A 21,045-nucleotide genomic window follows, 5' to 3' on the forward strand; every position below is an offset into this window, starting at 1 on the left:
GAAACAGGCAGCCATGCCGCTACTTCAGAAAAGGTGCAGACCTTGGACAAAATAAGAGCTCTATTCAAACAACTGGCGCCAGCAGTGGATTTTTGTTCGCTGCGGGTAGTCGATGAAACCAGCGAACAACTGCGCGTGCGCCAGGACGTATTGCAACCGCTGTCCACCTCACGCAATCGCGGCGCAATGGTGACTGTGATCGACAACGGAGGATACGGCTATGCAGCAACCAGCGATCTCACGCTGGGCGGCTTGCAGGAAGCCATACGCCGCGCGCAGCATTGGGCACAGACAAGTGCGGGACGCTCCATAATCGACTACAGCAGCGTTCCACAAACAGATGCTAAAGGCAGCTACTCCGGCCCCGGCTTTGACGACTGGTCGCGCAAGGACCTGATTGCCCTGCTGATGCAGGAATCGCGCGACTGCAAGCTCGACGGGCGCATCGTGGACTGGTATGCGTCGATAGGCAAGACACACTCCGAACAACTCTACCTGAGCACCGCCGGTGCAGACATCCAGCAGGAGTTTCATTACATCATTCCCAATATGGCTGCAACAGCCAATCAGGGAGTTGATACGCAAACCCGCAGCCTGGGCGGCCAGTACAACGGTTTTTGCCGTCAGGGCGGCATGGAAGTGCTGCAACAAGCCGGCTTCCATGGCGCGGGGAAACGTATCGCGCACGAGGCGCTGGCACTGCTGGCGGCGCCGGATTGTCCTAACGGAAAAATGGATTTATTGCTGATGCCGGAACAGATGATGCTGCAGATCCACGAATCGATAGGACATCCTATCGAACTGGATCGCATACTCGGCGACGAGCGCAACTTTGCAGGCACCAGCTTTGTCACGCTGGATATGTTCGGCCATTTCAAATATGGCTCAGACTTGCTGAACGTCAGCTACGACCCCAGCCGCGCGGAACAATTTGCCAGCTACCAATGGGACGATGAAGGGCAAGCGGCAGCCAAGACCTATGTCATCCGTCATGGCGTGCTGGAGCGCCCTCTGGGCGGCCATGTTTCCCAGGCGCGGGCCGGGGTGGCAGGTGTTGCCAATTCCCGCGCCTGCGACTGGAATCGCCCTCCTATAGACCGCATGGCCAACCTGAACATAGAGCCGGGAGCGACATCGCTGGCAGACATGATAGCCTCGGTCGAATACGGAGTCTTGATGGACACCAATCTATCCTGGTCCATTGATGACTCGCGCAATAAATTCCAGTTCGGCTGTGAGTTCGGTCAACTGATCAAGGATGGCGAATTGCAAGGGCTGGTCAAAAACCCCAATTATCGCGGCATCTCGGAAAGTTTCTGGCGTTCATTGAAAGCGGTAGGCGACGAGGCCAGCTTTGCCGTAATGGGAACACCGTTTTGCGGCAAGGGCGAGCCGTCGCAAGTGATACGCGTGGGCCACGCGTCGCCTCCCTGCCTGTTCAATCAAGTTGAAGTATTCGGAGGCCAAGCCTAATGCAAGATTTTTTCCACAAGATTGCCGCCACCGTCGAATCACTGCTGCAGGCTGGCGAACAAAGCACTTGCTGGTTTTCTGCAGAGTCCACCGACTTTGTCAGATTTAACCGCAGCGCCATACGGCAGCCCGGCCACGTCATACAAAGGCTGCTGACTATCACGCTGATCCAGGGCGCCCGCCACGCAAATACCAGTCTTACCCTGTCCGGCCAATTGGACGAAGACCAGGCTATGCTGGCCGATGCAATTGCGCAATTGCGGCTGCAATTGCCGGATCTCCCGGAAGATCCGTATCTGCTGATTGCGACGGACGTACAAGACACGACGCAACTGCTGCCTTCGAATACGGTTTCAACCGACAGCATTGTGGACCAGATACTCGCCGCAGCACAGGGCTACGATATGGTCGGCATCCTGATATCGGGCTCGCTGTATCGCGGCTTTGCCAATTCCTTGGGGCAGCGCAACTGGTATGAAGTCGCCAATTTCAATTTTGACTGGAGCCTGTTCCATGCAGCAGACAAGGCGGTCAAATCCGGCTATGCGGGCTTTGAATGGGATGGCCGGGCTTTTTCAGGCAAGTTTGCCGACGCTGTTCAAAGATTGAGCTTGCTGGCGATCCCGCCTGTGACCATACCACCGGGAAATTACCGTGCCTACCTGGCACCGGCCGCGCTGAACGAATTGATAGGCATGCTGAACTGGGGCGGCGTAGCCGAGAAATCCTTGCGTACCCATCAAAGCCCTTTGCGGCGCATGCGTACTGGCGATGCGGTGCTGCATCCATCGATCAAACTGAGCGAGGACAGCCGTACGGGACTGGCGCCGGGTTTCCAGGCCAAAGGTTTTATCAAGCCCCCGATTGAGCCGCTGATACAGGATGGCAAGCTGGTCGGCAGCATGATCTCTCCGCGCACGGCGAAAGAATATGGACTCGTGAGCAACGGTGCCGACGACGATGAAACCGCCAACGCCATGGTAATGCAGCCTGGTTCGCTGTCCATGGACCAGGTGCTGGCTGAACTGGGTACCGGCATCTTCATCAGCAACCTGTGGTACCTGAATTTTTCTGACCGCGCCAATTGCCGCATCACCGGCATGACCCGCTTTGCGACGTTCTGGGTTGAGGATGGAAAAATCAAGGCACCGCTGAATGTGATGCGTTTTGACGATTCCTTGTTCCGCATACTCGGTGACAAGCTGCTGGCATTGACGCAAGAGACTGAAGTCATCATGGATGACCGCTCCTACGGAGAGCGGCATACCGGTGGCACCATCGTACCGGGAGCCTTGCTCGGCGAAATGAGTTTCGTGTTGTGAGAAAGGCTACAATATTGAAGCTTGTCGCAAGCACGCTTAGCAACTACAATTCCGACCTGTCGATTAGTCGAATAAAAGCTCTAGATATCTATCTACGGTTCGGCAACAACATATAAAAACCTTACCGCAGCCTGCTCCCGGGACTGCGGTAATACCAGGAGTTAACATGGCATTTCTGCAAGGCAAAAAAATTCTGATTACCGGTCTGCTGTCCAACCGCTCCATCGCTTATGGCATTGCCAAAGCCTGCCACCGTGAAGGTGCAGAGCTGGCCTTTACTTATCAGGGCGAACGCTTCAAGGACAGGATCACCGAATTTGCCAAGGAATTCGGCAGCGAGCTGGTATTTGATTGCGACGTCAGCAGCGACGAACAGATCAATGCCGTGTTCTCCGATCTGGCCAAATCCTGGGATGGACTGGATGGCCTGGTACATGCAATCGGTTTTGCACCGCGCGAAGCCATTGCAGGCGATTTCCTGGATGGTTTGTCACGCGAGTCCTTCCGCATTGCGCATGATATTTCTTCATACAGTTTCCCGGCTTTGGCCAAGGCAGCCTTGCCTATGCTGCGCCAGGATGCTGCCCTGCTGACCCTGAGCTACCTGGGTGCGCTGCGCGCCACGCCTAACTACAATACGATGGGCCTTGCCAAGGCTTCGCTGGAAGCCAGCGTGCGTTATCTGGCGGAATCGCTGGGCAAGCGCGGCATACGCGTCAATGGCATTTCTGCCGGCCCTATCAAGACTCTGGCAGCCAGCGGCATCAAGGACTTTGGCAAGATTCTGAGTGTGGTTGCAGCGACCGCGCCTCTGCGCCGCAATGTAACGATCGATGATGTAGGCAATGCGTCGGCGTTCCTGTTGTCGCCACTAGCTGGCGGCATCACCGGCGAAATCACTTACGTAGATGGCGGCTACTCGCACGCCATGGGCCTGACCGACGAATAAGCACGGCCAAGGCAAACTCCCCTCGCCCGTTCGCGGCGAGGGAACTCTTCCCCGCTCTTCCGATTTTTCTTGCTTGCGCGGCCAAAGCCGCTATCGCAAAGTCTTCTACAGCAATTATTTGGCAATCATGTTGAGCAGCGCATCCAGATCGCCCTGAGCAGTCTCCAGCGCTACTTTTTCTATTGCGCGGTAGCGGGTAATAATTTCCTGTGCCGTTGGCGTCAATGCTGCGCCGCCTCCCTTGCTGCCCCCGCTCTTGGCCTCGATTACCGGCAGTTTTAAACCGCGATTCATTTCATCGGTAAGCAGCCACGCGCGCCGGTAAGACATCTCCAGCGCGCGGGCAGCCGCAGAAATGGAACCGGTTGCGGCAATTGCTTCCAGCAAGGCAATTTTTCCTGGCCCTATGATAATCTCGTCGCCGCGGCGTATGCGTAAACGGAATTGGATTTCAGTTTTCAAATGAAGGATCGATCAGCTTGGTTTATTTTAAAGATGTCGGCACAGCATCATTGTATGCCAGCAGCAGGCAATTGCGCATGCGATGAAACTGCTCTACAAGAAAGAACCATTTAAAGCGTTCACCCCGACATTCGCCGCGCGAAGGATATGCGAAGCTTGATATATTGTAAGAGGCGTGCTTTTTCCCCAGAAATACTGTATCATTCTGTTTGTGCACTGCAATATTACTTATACAACATTGTATAAAGTACTATTTCTGGTGTTTTTGTAGCACCGCAAGCCTTATGCGCATCCAGTGAGTAGTATAGATGCAGCAATGTAAAAGCCCTCCCGCCTTGTATGTCTTGTTTCAATTCTAGACATCGTCCCGGCGCAAAGCTTTTGTGCCGAAATTTCATCGTATTCCGTTTGGTATTCTTTGAGTCATTTCGTTTGGTTGGCGTTGCTTTTTTGCGCGCTCATGCAATTGCATGACGTAATTTTAACGATAAAGTGATTCAGAATACCGGTTCAGCCATAGGCTGAGCCTGGATTTTTGCAGCCACTCAAGAAAGAAATAAATGACTTTTGAAGCATTAGGCCTACACACGTCCATCATCCGCGCATTGTCCGACGCAGGTTATACAAAACCTACCGGCGTGCAAGAGCAGGCTGTTCCAGCCGCTATCGGTGGTCGCGACCTATTGGTATCTTCGCAAACAGGCTCCGGCAAGACAGCCGCTTTCATGCTGCCTGCATTGCATAAATTTGCTACTGCTGCAGACGTGATGGATACATCCGCTGCCGGCAAAACACCTAATCAGGAACGCCAGGCTGCTCGTGCTCGCGGCGACCGTCCACGTTTCCAAGCTGCAAAACCAAAAATGCTGGTGTTGACCCCAACCCGCGAACTGGCCCTGCAGGTAACAACGGCTACTGACAAATACAGCGCTTACACTCGCCGTATCAAGGCTGTGTCCATCCTGGGTGGCATGCCTTATCCAAAACAGATGCAATTGCTGTCCCGCAATCCGGAAATCCTGGTAGCGACTCCAGGCCGTCTGATCGACCATATGGAATCCGGCAAGATCGATTTCTCCGAACTGGAAATCCTGGTACTGGACGAAGCCGACCGCATGCTGGACATGGGCTTTATCGACGACATCGAAAAGATTGTCGATGCAACCCCATCCACACGCCAGACCATGCTGTTCTCCGCAACACTGGACGGCGTAGTTGGCAACATGGCTCGCCGCATCACCAAAGATCCGATGATCATCCAGATCGCCGGTTCCGCCAGCAAGCACGAAAACATTACGCAAAAAGTCCACTTCGTGGATGACCTGTCCCACAAAAACCGTATGCTGGATCACCTGCTGCGCGACGTTTCTGTTGACCAGGCTGTAGTGTTCACTGCAACCAAACGTGATGCAGACACCATTGCAGACCGCCTGAACATCGCCGGCTTTGCTGCCGCCGCTCTGCATGGCGACATGCACCAGGGCGCGCGTAACCGTACTCTCGACGCACTGCGCCGCGGCCAGGTTCGCGTACTGGTAGCAACCGACGTTGCTGCCCGCGGTATCGACGTACCGGCGATCACGCACGTGTTCAACTACGATCTGCCTAAGTTCCCTGAAGATTACGTTCACCGTATCGGCCGTACCGGTCGTGCAGGCCGTAACGGCGTTGCGATCTCCCTGGTGAACCACGCTGAAGGCATCAACGTCAAACGTATCGAACGCTTCACCAAGCAATTGATCCCTGTCGATGTCATCGAAGGTTTTGAACCTAAGAAAAGCGCAGCAGCACCACGCAGCGCAGCACGCAAACCAGGCGGCTGGAAACCGGGTGACAAGCGCACCGGCCCATCCGGCGGCAACCGTGACCATAAACCAGGCCAGCGTACTTTCAGCAAGCCGGGTTCAGGCACTACAGGTACCAGCTCCGGTCCTCGTAAAGAAGGCAGCGGCGGCTACAAAGGCACACGCTCCGGCGAAACAGGCAGCGCACGCCGTTCTTTCGGCGATCGGTAATCTGCGATCCCGGGTTGATGCCGCTCTATGGCCGGCATTAAATCAATAGCAGATAGTAAAAAGCGGCCGTGAAAACGGCCGCTTTTTTTATTGGTCTGTGAATATGCCTGTCAAAGACGGCAGGTGCGAAAGCCCACAAAAATATCGAAAGCCTCAGGCAGCGCAAACTTTCTGTGCTTCAGCGAGCGCATGCGGGCCGGGGTGACGAACGATGCGCCACGTATGCTCTGATGCGTAGAAAAAGCAGGTTCGGAGTATTCGGTATACGCGTCGGCAGAAAAGCCCGGATAGGGTTCAAACGGCGTGCAAGTCCACTCCCACAGATCTCCCCAGCGAAATGCCGCATGCCCGGAGTTGGCGGCAAACTCCCATTCCGACTCGGTAGGCAGGCGACGGTCGGCCCATACGCAATAAGCCTGTGCCTCGTACAGGCTGACGTGCCTGACCGGTTCATTCGCGATCAGCGACAAATGGCGGCCGAAGCGCTCGCAGCGCCACCAATGACCATCGCGCGACCAGCCTTGCGGCGCGGAGCGCTCCTGCGCCATAAGCCACTGCCGGCCGGCATTGCTCCAGTATTGGGGCCGCTGATAACCGTTGTCGCTGATAAATTCCGCAAACAGCGCATTGCTGATCAAATTGGAATCCATCACAAAAGCGGGCACATATAAATCATGCTGCCATTTTTCATTATCAAAAACGAAGCCTTCATCCCTGGGACTGCCCATCTGCAGGGTACCGCCGGGGAAGCGTATCTCCCCTTGCGCCCAGGATGGGGTTGCATGGCGCTCCAGAGCAACCGGTGCGTGCAAACCCAGCGTCTGCAACATGCCTACCCAGGACTCGCCCTGCATATCCAGGCAGGCGAGCACCAGGCGATAAGGATACAGGTCAGCGTCCTCATTGGAGGCGCGGCCCAGCCTGTCCTGAACGCGGTCCATTACTTCATTAAAATAGGTTTTCAGTTGCCCCGGCTTGGGCAGACCCAGCGACCAGCGCGACAATTGCGGCACCGTCATGGGATCGAACCAGTCGTCGCCCTTGGTCAGGATGGAAGTACGCATCGCAGAGCCTGGATGGCTGCTCTGGGCTTCGCGCAGGATATACCATTCTGCAAACCAGGCGAGGTGCCCCAAAGTCCATAATGGGGGACTAAACAGCTCATTCTTTTCCAAATTGGCAACATCGTCCATTCCCGCGGCTGCAAAGCAGTCAAACAAGGTCAGCGTATAATCATGGGCATTGCGCAAGGTCAGTCCCAGCTCACGGGCGGGGGCATTTCTGAATGAAGGCTTGGTCAGTATCATTGAATGAATCAGGCTGAAAAAGGCTGGGCTGCAAAATCGCACAATAGCATGAAATCGCCGGCGTTTTAAGCGAAAGAAAACCCATCATTTTTGCTCCGGGCAGAACACAACAAATTATGAACACAAACAGTAATCCACCGATACGCCTCACCTCTTTCTCGCATGGAGGCGGCTGCGGCTGCAAGATCGCCCCCGGCGTGTTGTCGGAAATCCTGAAGAACTCGTCCGGCTTTCCGGTGCCCCCCGCATTGATGGTAGGTATAGAGACCGCCGACGATGCCGCGGTCTACAAATTGAACGATGAGCAGGCGCTGATCGCGACCACCGACTTCTTCATGCCCATCGTCGATGACCCTTACGACTTTGGCCGCATCGCAGCGACCAATGCGATCTCCGACGTATATGCGATGGGCGGCACGCCCATCATGGCGCTGGCCCTGGTCGGCATGCCGATCAACCAGCTGCCGGTGGAAGTGATCGGCAAGATCATTCAGGGCGGCGAATCCATCTGCGCCGAAGCCGGCATACCTATCGCCGGCGGCCACACGATAGATTCCGTGGAACCTATCTATGGCCTGGTAGTGCTGGGCCTGATCCACCCTTCCAAGGTAAAACGCAATGCGGATGCCAAGGCCGGCGACAAGCTGATCCTCGGCAAACCGCTAGGTGTGGGCGTACTGTCGGCAGCACTGAAAAAAGAAGCACTGGATGCAGCCGGCTACGCAACGATGATCGCCAACACCACCAAGCTGAACAAGCCGGGGCAAGCCTTGTCGGCAATGAGCGGCGTGCATGCATTAACCGACGTCACCGGTTTTGGCCTGCTGGGCCACTTGCTGGAGATCTGCCGTGGCGCCGGTGTAAAAGCACAATTGAAGATGTCAGACATCCCGCTGCTGCCCAACGTACTGCAACTGGTGGAAGACGGTTTTGTCACCGGCGCCTCCGCGCGCAACTGGGCAGCCTACGGCGACGAAGTCAGACTGGATGCTGCCATCAGCCCTGCCCAGCACAAGCTGCTGACTGACCCGCAAACCTCCGGCGGCCTGCTGGTATCCTGCGCTCCAGAAGACGTGCCCGCGGTGCTGGCGCTATTCAAGGAAGGGAAATTTTTTGATGCTGCGGTAATCGGTGATATTGTTGCGGGTGAGCCGATAGTTGAAGTAAAACCTTAAAGAGCTTAAAGCAAGAACTTCATTTTAGAAAACAGTGATCATGAACCAGCTTGAACAACTCAAAAAATATACTACCGTTGTTGCAGACACCGGCGATTTCCAGTCCATCAAGGCCTATGCGCCGCAAGACGCAACCACGAATCCTTCGCTGATACTCAAGGCTGTACAAAAGGCCGAGTATCGCCCGCTGCTGGAACAGGCCGTCAAGGAGCATGCCGGCAAGTCCATCGCCGAAATCATCGACCACCTGCTGATCGCCTTTGGCTTGCAGATCCTGAAAGAAATTCCCGGCCGCGTATCCACTGAAACCGATGCCCGCCTGTCTTTCGACACTGATGCCACTGTCGCCAAGGGCCGCCACCTGATCGCTCTGTACGAAGCCGCCGGCATTTCCCGCGAACGCGTACTGATCAAGATCGCCTCCACCTGGGAAGGCATACGCGCCGCAGAAATCCTGGAAAAAGAAGGCATACGCTGCAACATGACGCTGCTGTTCTGCCTGCCGCAAGCGGTAGCCTGTGCAGAAGCCGGCGCCCAGTTGATCTCGCCTTTCGTAGGCCGCATCTACGACTGGTTCAAGAAACAGACCGGCCAGGAAATCTACGGTGCAGACGACCCAGGCGTGCTGTCGGTCAAGCGCATCTATAACTACTACCGCAAGTTTGGCTATGACACAGAAATCATGGGCGCCAGCTTCCGCAATACTTCACAGATCCTGGAACTGGCAGGCTGCGACCTGCTGACCATCAGCCCCGACCTGCTGCAAAAACTGGCCGACACCACCAGCCCGATCACGCCAAAACTGAGCAAGGAAGCCGCACAGGCTTCCGATGTGCAAAAAATCTCGGTGGATGAGAAATCCTTCCGCTTCCAATTGAACGAAGATGCGATGGCAACGGAAAAACTGTCGGAAGGCATACGCGCCTTCTGCGCGGACACCGTGAAGCTGGAGCAGATGATTGCGGGTTTGAGATAAGTTTAGCTAAGCTTGAGCTAAGTTTGAAATAAGCGAGAGCAGCTAGTAAGGCCCGGACTTTCTTCAGTCCGGGCTTTTTTCATTGAATCCGAGAATGTTCCGGCCTGACTCAGGCTGCCAGCAGATATACGCCCACCGCTGCGATCCCGGCTCCGCCCAGCCGCACCAAAGACAAGGCTCGCGGATGCGTGGCCAGCAAACCAATCGCTACACCGGCAAGGTGCAAGGCCAGCGTAGCCAGTACAAAGCCCACACCGAACATCGTTGCTGAAGCCCCCTTGGGCATTTCCACGCCGTGAGAATAGCCATGGAACATGCCAAACAGCGACACTAGCATTGCCGCTCCCCAGACCGGCATGCGCACAGCAAAGGCAATCAGCAAACCCAGCACTGCGACCGAACTGGCAATACCGAGTTCGGCGATAGACATGCTCATACCCAGCGTCGCCAGTACCGCACCCAGCACCATCATCAGCGGGAAAGCCAGCGGCAATACCCAAACGGCCGAGCGCTGGTTCTGCGCTGCCCACAAACCTATGCCCAGCATGGCCAGCATATGGTCCAGTCCGGAAAACGGATGGGCAAAGCCTTCAGCAAAACCCATCACGCCGGTATGCACGCCATCATGCGCGAATACCGATGCGGCATACAGCAACAGCACGGCAACGATGGCGGAACGGGAATACAGATGTCGGGGATTACGCACGGTTCACTCCTCAAATAATGTCGCGCACCAAATCGGCGCATCGATATTTCTCTAGCAATAAATATGCCTTAAGAGGCTCTTTACCCGGATTTACCCTCAGATTTTTTCCGTCGTGCCCGAGCGTGGCTGCCATTTCATCAGCCGCTTTTCAATCAGGCCAACCGCAGCATCCAGTATCAACGCAAACGCCGTCAGCACGATGATGCCGGCAAAGACGGTATTCACGTCGAAGGCACCTTCGGCCTGCAGGATCAGGTAGCCGACACCGCGTGCAGAACCCAGGTATTCACCGACGATGGCGCCAACAAAGGCCAGACCCACCGAAGTGTGCAGGCTGGAAAATACCCAGGAAGTCGCTGAAGGCAGGTAGACGTCGCGCAGCAATTGCCGCGCATTCGCGCCCAGCATGCGTGCATTGGCCAGTACGACGGGGCTGACCTCTTTCACGCCCTGATACACATTGAAGAAGACGATGAAGAACACCAGCGTCACCGCCAGCGCAACCTTGGACCAGATGCCCAGCCCGAACCACATCGCAAAAATAGGTGCCAGGATCACGCGCGGCATGGAATTGGCTGCCTTGATATACGGATCAAGTATTGCCGACGTCACAGGCGACAAGGCCAGCCACAAACCCATGCCCAGTCCCAGCAAGGTGCCGATGGCAAATGCCAGCAAGGTCTCGGTCAGCGTGACCAACAGGTGCGAATAGATTTCGGCCGGAAACGACAAGGTGAACCAGGTGCTGTCGCCCAGGCCAATTTCCAGCGAGCCGCTGCCGACGGTAAACCACTGCCAGACACGCAGCAATACCTTGGCTGGCTCGCCGAAGAAGAATGCTAACTGAGGATCGCGGCTGGCAAGCTGCCATAGCGCAAAGAAAACCAGGAGTACCGCCAATTGCCACAGGCGCAAATTATGATGTCCCGGTTTGATCCATTTCAGCATTCAGGTGTCCTGTTATCTTGTCTGATTATCTTTGTACGGATTCCACGCCGCGATTCGCCAACTGGTCCGCCCTTTCATTACCCGGGTGGCCAGAGTGGCCGCGCACCCATATCCACTCGATCGTGTGCTTGGCCTGCGCCTCATCCAATGCCTGCCATAGGTCTACGTTCTTAACCGGCGCCTTGGAGGCGGTTTTCCAGCCCTTGGCTTTCCAGCCCTTTATCCATTCCGTGATGCCTTTCAGCACATACTGGCTATCGGTATGCAGCATGATCTTGCAAGGCCGCTTCAACAATTCCAGCGCCTTGATCACCGCCATCAGCTCCATGCGATTATTGGTCGTGTCCGGCTCGCCGCCAAACAGTTCTTTTTCGTGCTCGCCGGCGACCAGCAATGCGCCCCAACCACCCACTCCGGGATTGCCCTTGCAAGCGCCATCCGTGTAAATTTCTATTTTATCCATTCTTCTTTGTCTTGTTTGCTACCGGAACCGCATGCCCCTGCTTTACAGGGCTTTTTTTCCATGCGGGACCGATCAGGTGCATCCCTTTTACCCGTTTAATGCCTTGCAGCATATACACCGCGCCCAGATAGGGCCACCAGCGCTCACCCGCTTTTTCCATAAAACCGAAACGATGCAGCCATTTATCGGTGGAAAACGGCGGCGCATAGCAGCCAAAATGGCCGCGATTGACTTCCATATTCAATAATTTCAACCAGTCTTTCATCCTCGGCGGGCTGATGAATTCACCCTCCTTGGGCAGAAAGTACGAGCCGGTAGCACGACCGGCCGCCTGCCTCGCGCCCCACAAGCTGGCGCGATTAAAGCCGCAGATGATAACCCGTCCTTCCGGTATCAGCACCCTGTCCACCTCACGCAAGATCTGGTGCGGCTCGGCGGCAAATTCCAAGACATGCGGCAGCACTACCAGGTCCAGACTCTGCGAATGAAAAGGCAGTTCGGTAAAATCATGCACCACGACGATGGGCATGGCTTTGCAGGCCTGCGATTCAGGGGGAAATCCGCTGGTCGTCAGCCACTTGTTCGGCATGCGGTTAGCCGCCAGCGCATCGATCTGCGGCATGCCTATCTGCACTGCATTAAAACCGAAGATGTCTGCCGTCAGGCGATCCAGGCAGGCTTGCTCCCATTCGCGGATATAAGATCCCGCCGGGCTCTCCAACCATGCGCCCAGGTCTATAATGGGATTTTGCTTTGTATCCATGCCATCCTATGAAGAATACCCTGAGTATATTGACTGTCCCTGCATTTGACGACAACTATCTGTGGATCATTCATGACGGTATCCATGCTGCCGTCGTCGATCCCGGCGATGCAAACCCTATCCTGGCGGCATTGCAAGCCCATCAACTTAAATTATCCGCTATTTTACTGACACATCATCACGCCGACCACATAGGCGGCGTACCTGCACTCCTAGCCCACAGGCAAGTTCCGGTTTTTGGCCCCAGCAATGACAATATTGCCGCCGTCACCCAAAAATTGCAGCAGGACCAGCAGATCACCGTGCCCGACCTGGGGCTGGAGCTGCAAGTCATAGAAGTCCCTGGCCACACCCGCGGGCATATCGCCTACTATGCGGCAGAGCAACACTGGCTGTTTTGCGGTGACACGCTGTTTGCCGGCGGTTGCGGCAGATTGTTTGAAGGGACGCCGTCACAGATGCTGGCCTCGCTGGACAAATTGGCGGCACTTCCCGGCGACACCGCCGTGTACTGCGCGCACGAGTACACCATGTCCAACCTGCGCTTTGCCCGCGAAGTGGAACCAGACAACCAGCTACTGCTGGAGCGCATCCGTGTTGAGCAGGATAAACGCGATCACGGCATCCCGACAGTGCCGACCCGGATCATGCTGGAAAGGCAAACCAATCCCTTCCTGCGGGTAAGGGAATCATCCGTCCAGACAAGCCTGGTAGCAGCAGGAAAAATTTCCGCCGACAAGGACGACGCCAGTAATTTCGGCGCCTTGCGCGAGTGGAAAAACAATTTCCGCTAAACTCACGCCCATTCCCTGTAACAATATGGCTTGTAATGCGGCAGCAATGCGGCCGCCCCTCTCAAGCCTGCGGCTGCCCTTGAGCCGCCACTGTATTTTGAATTAATTCCATGCATTCAAAGACCAAGCCAACTATCTCGCTCGCACTATTCTGCAAAGTCGTGGATAACTATGGAGACATAGGAATCTGCTGGCGGCTGGCCAGACAACTGGAGCAGGAACACGGGGTCGCCGTGACGCTGTGGGTAGATGATTTGCGCAGCTTCCAGCGCATCTGCCCGCAAGTGGATACCGAGCGCGACGTGCAGCATATTGAACATATCCGGATACAGCACTGGCAAAACCAGGACGGCGTTTTCACTGCCGACGATATCGCCGATATCGTCATTGAATTTTTCGCCTGCGATATTCCACCCGGCTATATTGCTGCGATGGCGGCATGCAAACCGCAGCCCGTATGGCTGAACCTGGAAGGCCTCACCGCCGAAACCTGGGTAGAAGGCTGCCACACGCTGCCGTCCCCGCACCCATCCCTATCCTTGACCAAGTATTTTTTCTTTCCCGGCTTTACCAGCCGCACCGGCGGCTTGCTGGTCGAATCCGGCCTGGAGCAACAGCGGCAGGAATTTACATCTGACCGGCAAGCGGCATTTCTTTCCAGCCTGGGATGCGCACCCGCCGAGCTAAACTCGCTGAAAGTATCGCTGTTCTGCTATCCGCAGGCGCCGGTGCCTGCATTGCTGCAAGCATGGCAGTCCGGTGAAAAACCGGTCACCTGCCTCGTACCGGAAGGGGTTGCCAGCGAGGCGGTTGCCGCATTTCTAGGGACTGAGGCAAAGGCCGGAGCCACGGCGAGCCGCGGCGCATTGACTTTGCGCGTACTGCCGTTTGTCCCCCAGCCGGACTATGACAAACTCTTGTGGTCCTGCGACCTGAACTTTGTCAGGGGAGAAGACTCCTTCGTCCGCGCGCAATGGGCCGGCAAGCCTTTCATCTGGCACATCTATCCGCAGGACGAGAATCTGCATCATGTAAAATTGAAGGCATTCCTGCAAGCCTATACGCCCGCGACACCAGCGCTAGTTGCCTTGTCACACGCCTGGAACGGGGTGACGACAACAGGCATCAATGGGACAGAAATCTGGCCGGAGTTTCTTGCCGATATACCGCAAATTGCCGCAGCGTCTACAAATTGGCAGCATCAGCTATTAACAAATGGTGATTTAACATCGAATTTGCTGAAATTTGCTCATACAAAGCGCTAGAAATGGTCAAGCGCGGGGCAAATGCGGTACAATTTACGGTTAATTTTTAACGTATTTAAAAATTTAATCAGCCGTGGGCTTGCGGGGCTTTATGCCAGTGGGCGACAGATGATTTTTATGCAACCTACTTTTTACGTATATTCGCTATGAAACCTGCAAAAGAAATTCGCGTTGGCAACATTATCATGGTAGACAGCAAGCCTATGATCGTCTTGCGTTCTGATGTCAACGGCTCCAGCCGCACGGGCTTTACCTACAAATGGAAGATGAAAAATCTTCTGACAAACAGCCCACAGGAAAACGTTTTCCGCGGCGACGACAAATTTGACGTTGTCGTACTGGACAAAAAAGAAGTGACCTACTCCTACTTCGCAGATCCATTGTTCGTATTCATGGACAAAGAATATGAACAGTATGAAATCGAAGAAGAAAACCTGGGCGATGCATTGCATTACCTGAAAGACGGCATGGAATGCGAAGCAGTTTTCTACGACGGCAAAGCCATCTCTGTAGAACTGCCAACGACCATCGTTCGTAAAGTTGTGTACTCCGAGCCTGCAGTCAAAGGCAACACTTCGGGCAACGTCCTGAAAGAAGCCAAGATTGAAAATGCGATCGAAGCCAACATGCACGTCGTTCAAGTACCATTGTTCGTAAGCCAGGACGACTCTATCGAGATCGACACTCGCACTAACGAATACAAGCGCGTAATCCGTAACTAATCGCCGTAACTAATCTCGGATTCAGCTTATAAAAAAACGCTGCCGGCATTGCCGGGCAGCGTTTTTTTTCGCCTTTTCATCAGACTACCGGGTCTTCCTTCAGGCAATACAGCATCTGAAGACGGCCTCTGAAGAAAACTACCATGCTTAGAAAGCTGGAACTACCGCGCCTTTGTATTTGTCTTCAATGAATTTCTTCACTTCCGGCGAATTCAGTGCAACAGCCAATTTCTTGAAGGCATCGCTGTTTTTATTGTCGTCGCGGGCCACCAGCAGATTCGCATACGGCGAATTCGCGTCTTCAATGAACAGCGAATCTTTGACGGGGTTCAGCTTGGCTTCAATCGCATAATTAGTATTGATCAACGCCAGATCCACCTGATCCAATACACGCGGCAAAGTCGCTGCTTCCAGTTCGCGGAACTTCAGGTTCTTCGGATTTTCAATAATGTCTTTCTTGGTGGCCGAAATATTGGTCGGATCTTTCAGCTTCAGCAGGCCCTGCCTGGACAACAACAGCAAGGCACGGCCGGAGTTGGATGGATCGTTAGGAATCGCAACAGTAGCGCCATCCGGCAGGTCAGCTACTTTCTTGTATTTCCTGGAATAGGCGGCAAACGGCTCTACGTGCACCTTGGCGATAGGCACTTCCAAGTCGTTCTTGTGGCTCTTCTTGAACTCATTCAGGTAAGGCTGGTGCAGGAAGAAATTGCCATCCAGATGTTTTTCGTTGACCTGTACAGCAGGCTGAATGTAATCGGTAAATACCTTGATCTTCAAGTCCACGCCTTGCTTGGCCAATTGCGGCTTGATGAATTCCAGGATTTCAGCATGAGGCACAGGGCTGGCAGCGATGGTCAGCGTTTCCACGGCTTGCGCAGCCGTCGTGCCGAACAGTGCGATAGAAGCCAGTGAAGTTGCCAGCAGCAGGCTGAATTTACGTTTGAATGAGAGCGACATGAAAACTCCTTTTATTGTTAGTAATGCTAAAAATTGATGCTAAAAATTGAAGCCGATGGAACAGAAACTACTTGCGGGTAAAGCGTAATACCAGCCTGTCGCCGAAGAACTGCAGCAACTGCACCAGCAGCACCAGGATGACGACTGTGACTATCATTACGTCAGTCTGAAAACGTTGATAACCGTAACGCAGAGCGAGATCACCCAAGCCGCCGCCGCCGATCACGCCGGACATCGCCGCATAGGAAACCAGTGCGATTGTCGTCACCGTGCCGGCAGCCAGCAGGCCGGGCAGCGCCTCCGGCAGCAGCGCATGGAGGATGATCTGGTGAGTCTTCGCGCCCATGGCCTGGCAGGCTTCGATAATCCCGCGGTCCACTTCACGCAGCACGTTTTCCACCAGCCGCGCAAAGAACGGCGTCGTTCCTATCACCAGCGGCGGGATTGTGCCCGGCACGCCCAGCGAAGTTCCTACCAGCAGCAAGGTCAGCGGGATCAATACGATCAGCAGAATGATGAAGGGCACGGAACGCAGGATGTTCACCACGAAGGACAGCAGCGCATAGATGCCACGCTGCTCCAGCAATTGCTTTTTCCCGGTCAGGAATAGCAGCACACCCAGCGGCAAACCCAGTATCACCGTGAACAACAGCGAAAAACCCGTCATCGTCAACGTGTCCAGCGTCGCCTGCGCGATGTCGCTCCAGTCAATATTAGAGAAGTCCATCAGTTCGCTCCCTTGCCGATGATTTCATGCCGCACCTGCATCTGCTGAAACAGGGAAAATACTTGCTCAGTCTCCTGTGCCGAGGCGGTCAGTTCAACCAGTAACTGCCCGTAGGGCGTATTTTTGATGCGCGCTATCGTCCCCTGCAGGATCGCCAACTGTGCCTTGGTCTGGCTCGCAATCTGGCTCAATATAGGCTGATACGTGGCGGCGCCGACATAGGTCAAGCGCAGCAACAGGCTACCCGGCGCCCGCCCGGCCTGGCTGAGTATGTCCAGATCCAGTGGATGATTTTCCGCAACCAGGCTCTTGGTCACGGCATGCTGCGGATGCAGGAATACATCTGCAACATCGCCGCTCTCCACGATCTGTCCGGCGTCAATGACGGCAACGCGGTCGCACAGGGTGCGTATCACCTGCATCTCGTGCGTGATCAGCACGATGGTCAGGCCGAGCTTTTGATTAATATCCAGCAGCAGGCGCAAGATAGCCTGCGTGGTTTCCGGGTCCAATGCCGAAGTCGCTTCGTCACACAGCAATAGCTGCGGCGAATTGGCGATGGCCCTGGCGATGCCTACCCTCTGTTTTTGCCCCCCGGACAACTGGGATGGATACTTATCGCGCTGATCGCTGAGACCCACCAGCTCCAGCAATTCGCTGACACGTTCGCTGCGCTGATGCTGCGTATATTGCCCCGCCAGCTTCAAAGGGAAATCGATGTTTTGTGCGACTGTTTTTGCGTTCAGCAAATTGAAGTGCTGGAATACCATGCCCACGCGCTGCCGCAAGCGGTGCAAGTCTGCGTCGTCAAATTTTGTGATGTCCTGGCCATCTACCAGTATGCTGCCTTGCGTAGGCCGTTCCAGCAAATTCAGCGTACGTAGCAAAGTGCTTTTTCCTGCGCCCGAGCGGCCTATGATGCCAAATATTTCACCCTTGCTGACTTGCAGGTTGATGTCGTTCAATGCCGTGATGGAACGTCCGTCGACAGTATAATTTTTATGAAGTTTTGCTATGCGAATCACTGAATGCCAAATCAAATAATGCCAAAGGCGCCCACTGTAACGAAAAGGATTTGATTTTTCCAATCATAAAAACTTATTTGCATATGCCATTCCAGCGCATTAACAAAAACGAAATTTCAAAGCGCTCCCGCCACCAACGGCAACAAAGGCATAGATGCATTGGATATATCCAAAGTCGGAATAGATCTTTTACTTTTTATCCAGAAACCCCTAACATGCGACGCTAGTATCCGAATCTGCCTGCGAGCGCGCCTGATGTTAAGCTAGAAGATTAAGCTGGAAGGCCAATGCAGCCCGTCCCGGATCGATGTTAAGGAAAACAATGCTTTATTTTGCAAGAAAAAATTTGATCGCCTCCGCCGCCATGGCGCTGGCTATGTGCCTTGGTAGTGCCGTTGCGCCGCTTGCGCAAGCCGCCGACCTGAAAATAGGTCTCGCCGCGGATGTCTCTTCGCTGGACCCGCATTACCTGAACATTGCGCCGAATATTTCCTTTGCATCGCACCTGTTTGATGCTCTCGTCCACGTGGATGCGAATGGCCGCCTGATACCTGGCCTGGCGACGTCCTGGAAGGCGATTGATGCGACGACCTGGGAATTCAAATTGCGCCGCGGCGTCAAGTTCCACGATGGTTCAGAACTCACTGCTGACGATGTCATTTTTTCGCTGGACCGGCCTGCCACCTTGACGAACAGCCCCGGCCCTTTCACCAGCTATACCAAGCAGATCGTCGCCAAGCAGGCGGTCGATGCGTATACGGTGCGCCTGAAAACAAGCAAGCCGTATGGGCCTTTGCCGCTGGATGTCAGCTCCATCTTTATCATCTCGAAAAAAGCGGCACAGCATGCCAGCACCGACGACTTCAATAGCGGCAAGGCACTGATAGGCACGGGACCTTTCAAATTTTTGAGCTTCAAGCGCGGCGACAATATCGTCGTCACGCGCAATGATAATTACTGGGGCGAGAAGGCTGCATGGGACAAAGTCACGTTCCGCATCATCACCAGCGGCGCACCGCGCGTAGCGGCCTTGTTGGCGGGTGATGTCGACGCGATAGACAGTGTGCCGCCCGCCGACATCCCGCGCCTGAAAACCAATGCAAAGTTCAAGCTGGAACAAAAGATATCCTGGCGCACGCTGTTCTGGGAACTGGATCAGCAAAACCGTCCTTCACCGTATATCACCGATAAGGCAGGCAAGCCGCTGGCCAGCAACCCGCTGAAGGATGTACGCGTGCGGCAGGCGATCTCCAAGGCCATCAACCGCAAGGCACTGACAGAGCGTACGCTGGAAGGCCTGGCTGTACCGGCTTCCAATATCGTGGCGCCGGGCATCCTCGGCTACAACGACAGCCTGGCCGTAGAGGCTTACGACCCGGAAGGCGCGAAGAAGCTATTGAACGAAGCCGGCTATCCAAACGGCTTCGCGCTGACCTTGCATGGCCCGAACAACCGCTATATCAATGATGAGCAGGTCGTGCAGACCATCGCGCAATTCCTGAGCAAGGTAGGCATACAGGCCAAGGTAGAGACGCTGCCGCTGGCCGCCTATTTCCCCAAAGCGGGCAAGAGTGAATTTAGCGTCGCATTGCTGGGCTGGGGCACGCTGGCAACCGATTTTGGCTTGCGTACACTGACCGGGACACCGAATGCGGCGACCGGCTGGGGAAGCTGGAACTGGGGCAAATATAGCAACCCTGCGCTGGATGAGCTGGTGCAATCTTCGCTGTCTTCGGTAGATGACGCCAAGCGCGAAGAGCTTGCAAAAAAGGCAGCGGCGCTGGCACTGAAGGACTACGCGTTAATTCCTTTATATCACCAGTATGCAAGCTGGGCGTTGCGTAAAGGCCTCAAATATTCGGCCAGGACCGATGAATTTACGTTTGCGCACCAATTTAAGCCCGAATAATTGTAAATCTCCGCAAATAATTTACATGATTTACGGCAATAGATGTATGTTAAAACTTATTTGCTGCAATACGGAAAACAGGGTAGCTGGCTATGTGCCAATTATTGGGAATGAACTGCAACAATCCGGCTGAGATCACCTTCTCGTTTGAAGGCTTCTCGGAGCGCGGTGGCCGCACTGACGAGCATAAGGATGGCTGGGGTATCGCTTTCTATCACGGCTCCGGCTGCCGCCTGTTCACCGATTACCTGTCTTCGATCACCTCGCCACTGGCGGAAATGATCAAGCGCAATCCCATCAAATCCCGCAACGTCATCGCCCATATCCGCAAGGCCACTCAGGGCACCATCATCCTGGAAAACAGTCATCCCTTCATGCGCGAGCTATGGGGTAAATACTGGACCTTTGCCCACAATGGCGACCTGAAGGGCTTTCAGCCGGAACTGAACGGCATTTTCCATCCGGTTGGAGAGACTGACAGCGAACATGCATTCTGTTACCTGATGGAGGGCCTGCGCAAGCGCTTCCCGCAATGCAGCGCGGGCAAGTTGCCTCCCCGCTCCGATTTGTTTGATGCGATCGCAGCATTGACGCAGGAAATCGCGGCGCATGGCATCTTCAACTTCATGCTGTCCAACGGCGAAGTGCTGTTTGCGCACTGCTCAACCAATCTGCACTACGTGGTGCGTGAATATCCATTCTCCACTGCCGCACTGGTTGATTGCGACCGCAGCATAGACTTCAGCCAACACAACAAGCCGGATGACAAGATCGCCGTCATCGCGACCAAACCGCTAACATCGAATGAAACCTGGTCTGCCTTCCAGCCTGGCGAATTGAAAATGTTCCTGGAGGGCGGGCTTGCCCGGGAAGTCGCAATTCCCGCGGCTGCGCTGCCGATACCGCAGGCAATAACAAGCGCACCGGCTCCGGCACTCTCGCCTGGCACTCCCAGCAAGCGCAGCAAACCGTCACTCGCCCTGCACTTTGCTGTAGCGGTTTGAGCGCGCCTACGTAACCCAAGCCTGCCTGGCAAGCAACTGGCCTGCTCACAAACATCAGACATAAAAAAAGAATTACCTGT

General features: G+C 54.8%; 20 protein-coding genes. 11 read left to right on the plus strand and 9 right to left on the minus strand.

Annotated elements, in window-relative coordinates:
* Positions 1 to 42: 42 nt before the first annotated feature.
* The 3 genes from IEW12_RS10810 to fabI all read left to right on the plus strand — a co-directional run bounded on the left by IEW12_RS10810 (position 43) and on the right by fabI (position 3,744).
* Positions 43 to 1,473, plus strand: a complete 1,431-nt coding sequence (locus IEW12_RS10810; protein ID WP_229751041.1) for a TldD/PmbA family protein — start codon at positions 43 to 45, stop codon at positions 1,471 to 1,473.
* The gene (locus IEW12_RS10815) at positions 1,473 to 2,795 is read left to right on the plus strand and encodes a TldD/PmbA family protein (RefSeq protein ID WP_188566065.1); all 1,323 of its coding nucleotides are present in this window, start codon (positions 1,473 to 1,475) and stop codon (positions 2,793 to 2,795) included. The genes IEW12_RS10810 and IEW12_RS10815 overlap by 1 nt, the downstream gene beginning before the upstream one ends.
* A gap of 166 nt (positions 2,796 to 2,961) precedes the next feature.
* Complete coding sequence (gene fabI / locus IEW12_RS10820) at positions 2,962 to 3,744, plus strand: enoyl-ACP reductase FabI (protein WP_188566066.1); 783 nt, start codon at positions 2,962 to 2,964, stop codon at positions 3,742 to 3,744.
* A gap of 114 nt (positions 3,745 to 3,858) precedes the next feature.
* On the opposite strand, the gene IEW12_RS10825 is transcribed toward fabI, so the two are convergent.
* Positions 3,859 to 4,206: a winged helix-turn-helix domain-containing protein gene (locus IEW12_RS10825; protein WP_188566067.1), complete on the minus strand. Its 348-nt coding sequence runs from the start codon at positions 4,204 to 4,206 to the stop codon at positions 3,859 to 3,861.
* 560 nt (positions 4,207 to 4,766) lie between these two features.
* Between IEW12_RS10825 and IEW12_RS10830 the strand changes: the two genes are divergently transcribed.
* Positions 4,767 to 6,221 (plus strand): DEAD/DEAH box helicase, encoded by a 1,455-nt coding sequence (locus tag IEW12_RS10830; RefSeq protein WP_188566068.1) that lies wholly within the window; start codon positions 4,767 to 4,769, stop codon positions 6,219 to 6,221.
* A 110-nt stretch (positions 6,222 to 6,331) separates the two neighbouring features.
* Here the strand turns inward: IEW12_RS10830 and senA are convergent, their stop codons facing one another.
* Positions 6,332 to 7,528, minus strand: a complete 1,197-nt coding sequence (senA, locus tag IEW12_RS10835; protein ID WP_188566069.1) for a selenoneine synthase SenA — start codon at positions 7,526 to 7,528, stop codon at positions 6,332 to 6,334.
* Between the two features lie 116 nt (positions 7,529 to 7,644).
* On the opposite strand from senA, the gene selD reads away from it, so the two are divergent.
* Together selD and tal are read left to right on the plus strand one after the other, a co-directional pair.
* Positions 7,645 to 8,703: a selenide, water dikinase SelD gene (selD, locus tag IEW12_RS10840; protein WP_188566070.1), complete on the plus strand. Its 1,059-nt coding sequence runs from the start codon at positions 7,645 to 7,647 to the stop codon at positions 8,701 to 8,703.
* A 40-nt stretch (positions 8,704 to 8,743) separates the two neighbouring features.
* Complete coding sequence (gene tal / locus IEW12_RS10845; protein ID WP_188566071.1) at positions 8,744 to 9,679, plus strand: transaldolase; 936 nt, start codon at positions 8,744 to 8,746, stop codon at positions 9,677 to 9,679.
* A gap of 109 nt (positions 9,680 to 9,788) precedes the next feature.
* Here tal and IEW12_RS10850 read toward each other — a convergent pair whose 3' ends face one another.
* The 4 genes from IEW12_RS10850 to IEW12_RS10865 form a co-directional block, all read right to left on the minus strand.
* Entirely contained in the window at positions 9,789 to 10,385 is a 597-nt protein-coding gene (locus IEW12_RS10850; protein ID WP_188566072.1) for a HupE/UreJ family protein, read from the minus strand.
* 96 nt (positions 10,386 to 10,481) lie between these two features.
* Positions 10,482 to 11,333 (minus strand): ABC transporter permease, encoded by an 852-nt coding sequence (locus tag IEW12_RS10855; RefSeq protein WP_188566073.1) that lies wholly within the window; start codon positions 11,331 to 11,333, stop codon positions 10,482 to 10,484.
* Between the two features lie 25 nt (positions 11,334 to 11,358).
* Complete coding sequence (gene rnhA / locus IEW12_RS10860; RefSeq protein WP_188566074.1) at positions 11,359 to 11,796, minus strand: ribonuclease HI; 438 nt, start codon at positions 11,794 to 11,796, stop codon at positions 11,359 to 11,361.
* Positions 11,789 to 12,559 carry a class I SAM-dependent methyltransferase gene (locus tag IEW12_RS10865; protein ID WP_188566075.1) on the minus strand — a complete coding sequence of 257 codons (771 nt, stop codon included), beginning with the start codon at positions 12,557 to 12,559 and terminating at the stop codon, positions 11,789 to 11,791. Before IEW12_RS10865 ends, rnhA begins: the two co-directional genes overlap by 8 nt.
* Before the next feature lie 8 nt (positions 12,560 to 12,567).
* On the opposite strand from IEW12_RS10865, the gene gloB reads away from it, so the two are divergent.
* The 3 genes from gloB (at position 12,568) to IEW12_RS10880 (ending at position 15,340) form a co-directional block, all read left to right on the plus strand.
* Positions 12,568 to 13,353 carry a hydroxyacylglutathione hydrolase gene (gene gloB, locus IEW12_RS10870; RefSeq protein ID WP_188566076.1) on the plus strand — a complete coding sequence of 262 codons (786 nt, stop codon included), beginning with the start codon at positions 12,568 to 12,570 and terminating at the stop codon, positions 13,351 to 13,353.
* A gap of 110 nt (positions 13,354 to 13,463) precedes the next feature.
* A complete protein-coding gene (gene earP, locus IEW12_RS10875) occupies positions 13,464 to 14,618 on the plus strand; it encodes an elongation factor P maturation arginine rhamnosyltransferase EarP (protein WP_188566077.1) in 1,155 nt (384 codons plus the stop codon).
* Between the two features lie 146 nt (positions 14,619 to 14,764).
* Positions 14,765 to 15,340 (plus strand): elongation factor P, encoded by a 576-nt coding sequence (locus IEW12_RS10880; RefSeq protein ID WP_188566078.1) that lies wholly within the window; start codon positions 14,765 to 14,767, stop codon positions 15,338 to 15,340.
* Positions 15,341 to 15,487: 147 nt separating this feature from the next.
* On the opposite strand, the gene IEW12_RS10885 is transcribed toward IEW12_RS10880, so the two are convergent.
* The 3 genes from IEW12_RS10885 to IEW12_RS10895 form a co-directional block, all read right to left on the minus strand.
* The gene (locus tag IEW12_RS10885) at positions 15,488 to 16,300 is read right to left on the minus strand and encodes a MetQ/NlpA family ABC transporter substrate-binding protein (RefSeq protein ID WP_188566079.1); all 813 of its coding nucleotides are present in this window, start codon (positions 16,298 to 16,300) and stop codon (positions 15,488 to 15,490) included.
* Between the two features lie 67 nt (positions 16,301 to 16,367).
* Positions 16,368 to 17,027 (minus strand): methionine ABC transporter permease, encoded by a 660-nt coding sequence (locus IEW12_RS10890; protein WP_188566080.1) that lies wholly within the window; start codon positions 17,025 to 17,027, stop codon positions 16,368 to 16,370.
* Positions 17,027 to 18,052 carry a methionine ABC transporter ATP-binding protein gene (locus IEW12_RS10895; protein WP_188566081.1) on the minus strand — a complete coding sequence of 342 codons (1,026 nt, stop codon included), beginning with the start codon at positions 18,050 to 18,052 and terminating at the stop codon, positions 17,027 to 17,029. The genes IEW12_RS10890 and IEW12_RS10895 overlap by 1 nt, the downstream gene beginning before the upstream one ends.
* Before the next feature lie 307 nt (positions 18,053 to 18,359).
* Between IEW12_RS10895 and IEW12_RS10900 the strand changes: the two genes are divergently transcribed.
* Positions 18,360 to 19,961: an ABC transporter substrate-binding protein gene (locus tag IEW12_RS10900; RefSeq protein ID WP_188566082.1), complete on the plus strand. Its 1,602-nt coding sequence runs from the start codon at positions 18,360 to 18,362 to the stop codon at positions 19,959 to 19,961.
* Positions 19,962 to 20,053: 92 nt separating this feature from the next.
* The gene (locus tag IEW12_RS10905) at positions 20,054 to 20,965 is read left to right on the plus strand and encodes a class II glutamine amidotransferase (protein ID WP_188566083.1); all 912 of its coding nucleotides are present in this window, start codon (positions 20,054 to 20,056) and stop codon (positions 20,963 to 20,965) included.
* Positions 20,966 to 21,045 lie beyond the last annotated feature (80 nt).

The organism is Parundibacterium terreum (genome assembly GCF_014636315.1).
GTDB lineage: Bacteria > Pseudomonadota > Gammaproteobacteria > Burkholderiales > Burkholderiaceae_D > Undibacterium > Undibacterium terreum.

Excerpts from the sequence above, each read along its gene's own strand:
- IEW12_RS10880 (WP_188566078.1), top strand. The coding sequence starts at position 14,765 with ATGAAACCTGCAAAAGAAATTCGCGTTGGCAACATTATCATGGTAGAC.
- IEW12_RS10855 (WP_188566073.1), bottom strand. The coding sequence starts at position 11,333 with ATGCTGAAATGGATCAAACCGGGACATCATAATTTGCGCCTGTGGCAA.
- IEW12_RS10815 (WP_188566065.1), top strand. The coding sequence starts at position 1,473 with ATGCAAGATTTTTTCCACAAGATTGCCGCCACCGTCGAATCACTGCTG.
- IEW12_RS10900 (WP_188566082.1), top strand. The coding sequence starts at position 18,360 with ATGTTAAGGAAAACAATGCTTTATTTTGCAAGAAAAAATTTGATCGCC.
- selD (WP_188566070.1), top strand. The coding sequence starts at position 7,645 with ATGAACACAAACAGTAATCCACCGATACGCCTCACCTCTTTCTCGCAT.
- rnhA (WP_188566074.1), bottom strand. The coding sequence starts at position 11,796 with ATGGATAAAATAGAAATTTACACGGATGGCGCTTGCAAGGGCAATCCC.
- senA (WP_188566069.1), bottom strand. The coding sequence starts at position 7,528 with ATGATACTGACCAAGCCTTCATTCAGAAATGCCCCCGCCCGTGAGCTG.
- fabI (WP_188566066.1), top strand. The coding sequence starts at position 2,962 with ATGGCATTTCTGCAAGGCAAAAAAATTCTGATTACCGGTCTGCTGTCC.
- IEW12_RS10865 (WP_188566075.1), bottom strand. The coding sequence starts at position 12,559 with ATGGATACAAAGCAAAATCCCATTATAGACCTGGGCGCATGGTTGGAG.
- IEW12_RS10890 (WP_188566080.1), bottom strand. The coding sequence starts at position 17,027 with ATGGACTTCTCTAATATTGACTGGAGCGACATCGCGCAGGCGACGCTG.
- IEW12_RS10830 (WP_188566068.1), top strand. The coding sequence starts at position 4,767 with ATGACTTTTGAAGCATTAGGCCTACACACGTCCATCATCCGCGCATTG.
- earP (WP_188566077.1), top strand. The coding sequence starts at position 13,464 with ATGCATTCAAAGACCAAGCCAACTATCTCGCTCGCACTATTCTGCAAA.
- IEW12_RS10905 (WP_188566083.1), top strand. The coding sequence starts at position 20,054 with ATGTGCCAATTATTGGGAATGAACTGCAACAATCCGGCTGAGATCACC.
- gloB (WP_188566076.1), top strand. The coding sequence starts at position 12,568 with ATGAAGAATACCCTGAGTATATTGACTGTCCCTGCATTTGACGACAAC.
- tal (WP_188566071.1), top strand. The coding sequence starts at position 8,744 with ATGAACCAGCTTGAACAACTCAAAAAATATACTACCGTTGTTGCAGAC.
- IEW12_RS10885 (WP_188566079.1), bottom strand. The coding sequence starts at position 16,300 with ATGTCGCTCTCATTCAAACGTAAATTCAGCCTGCTGCTGGCAACTTCA.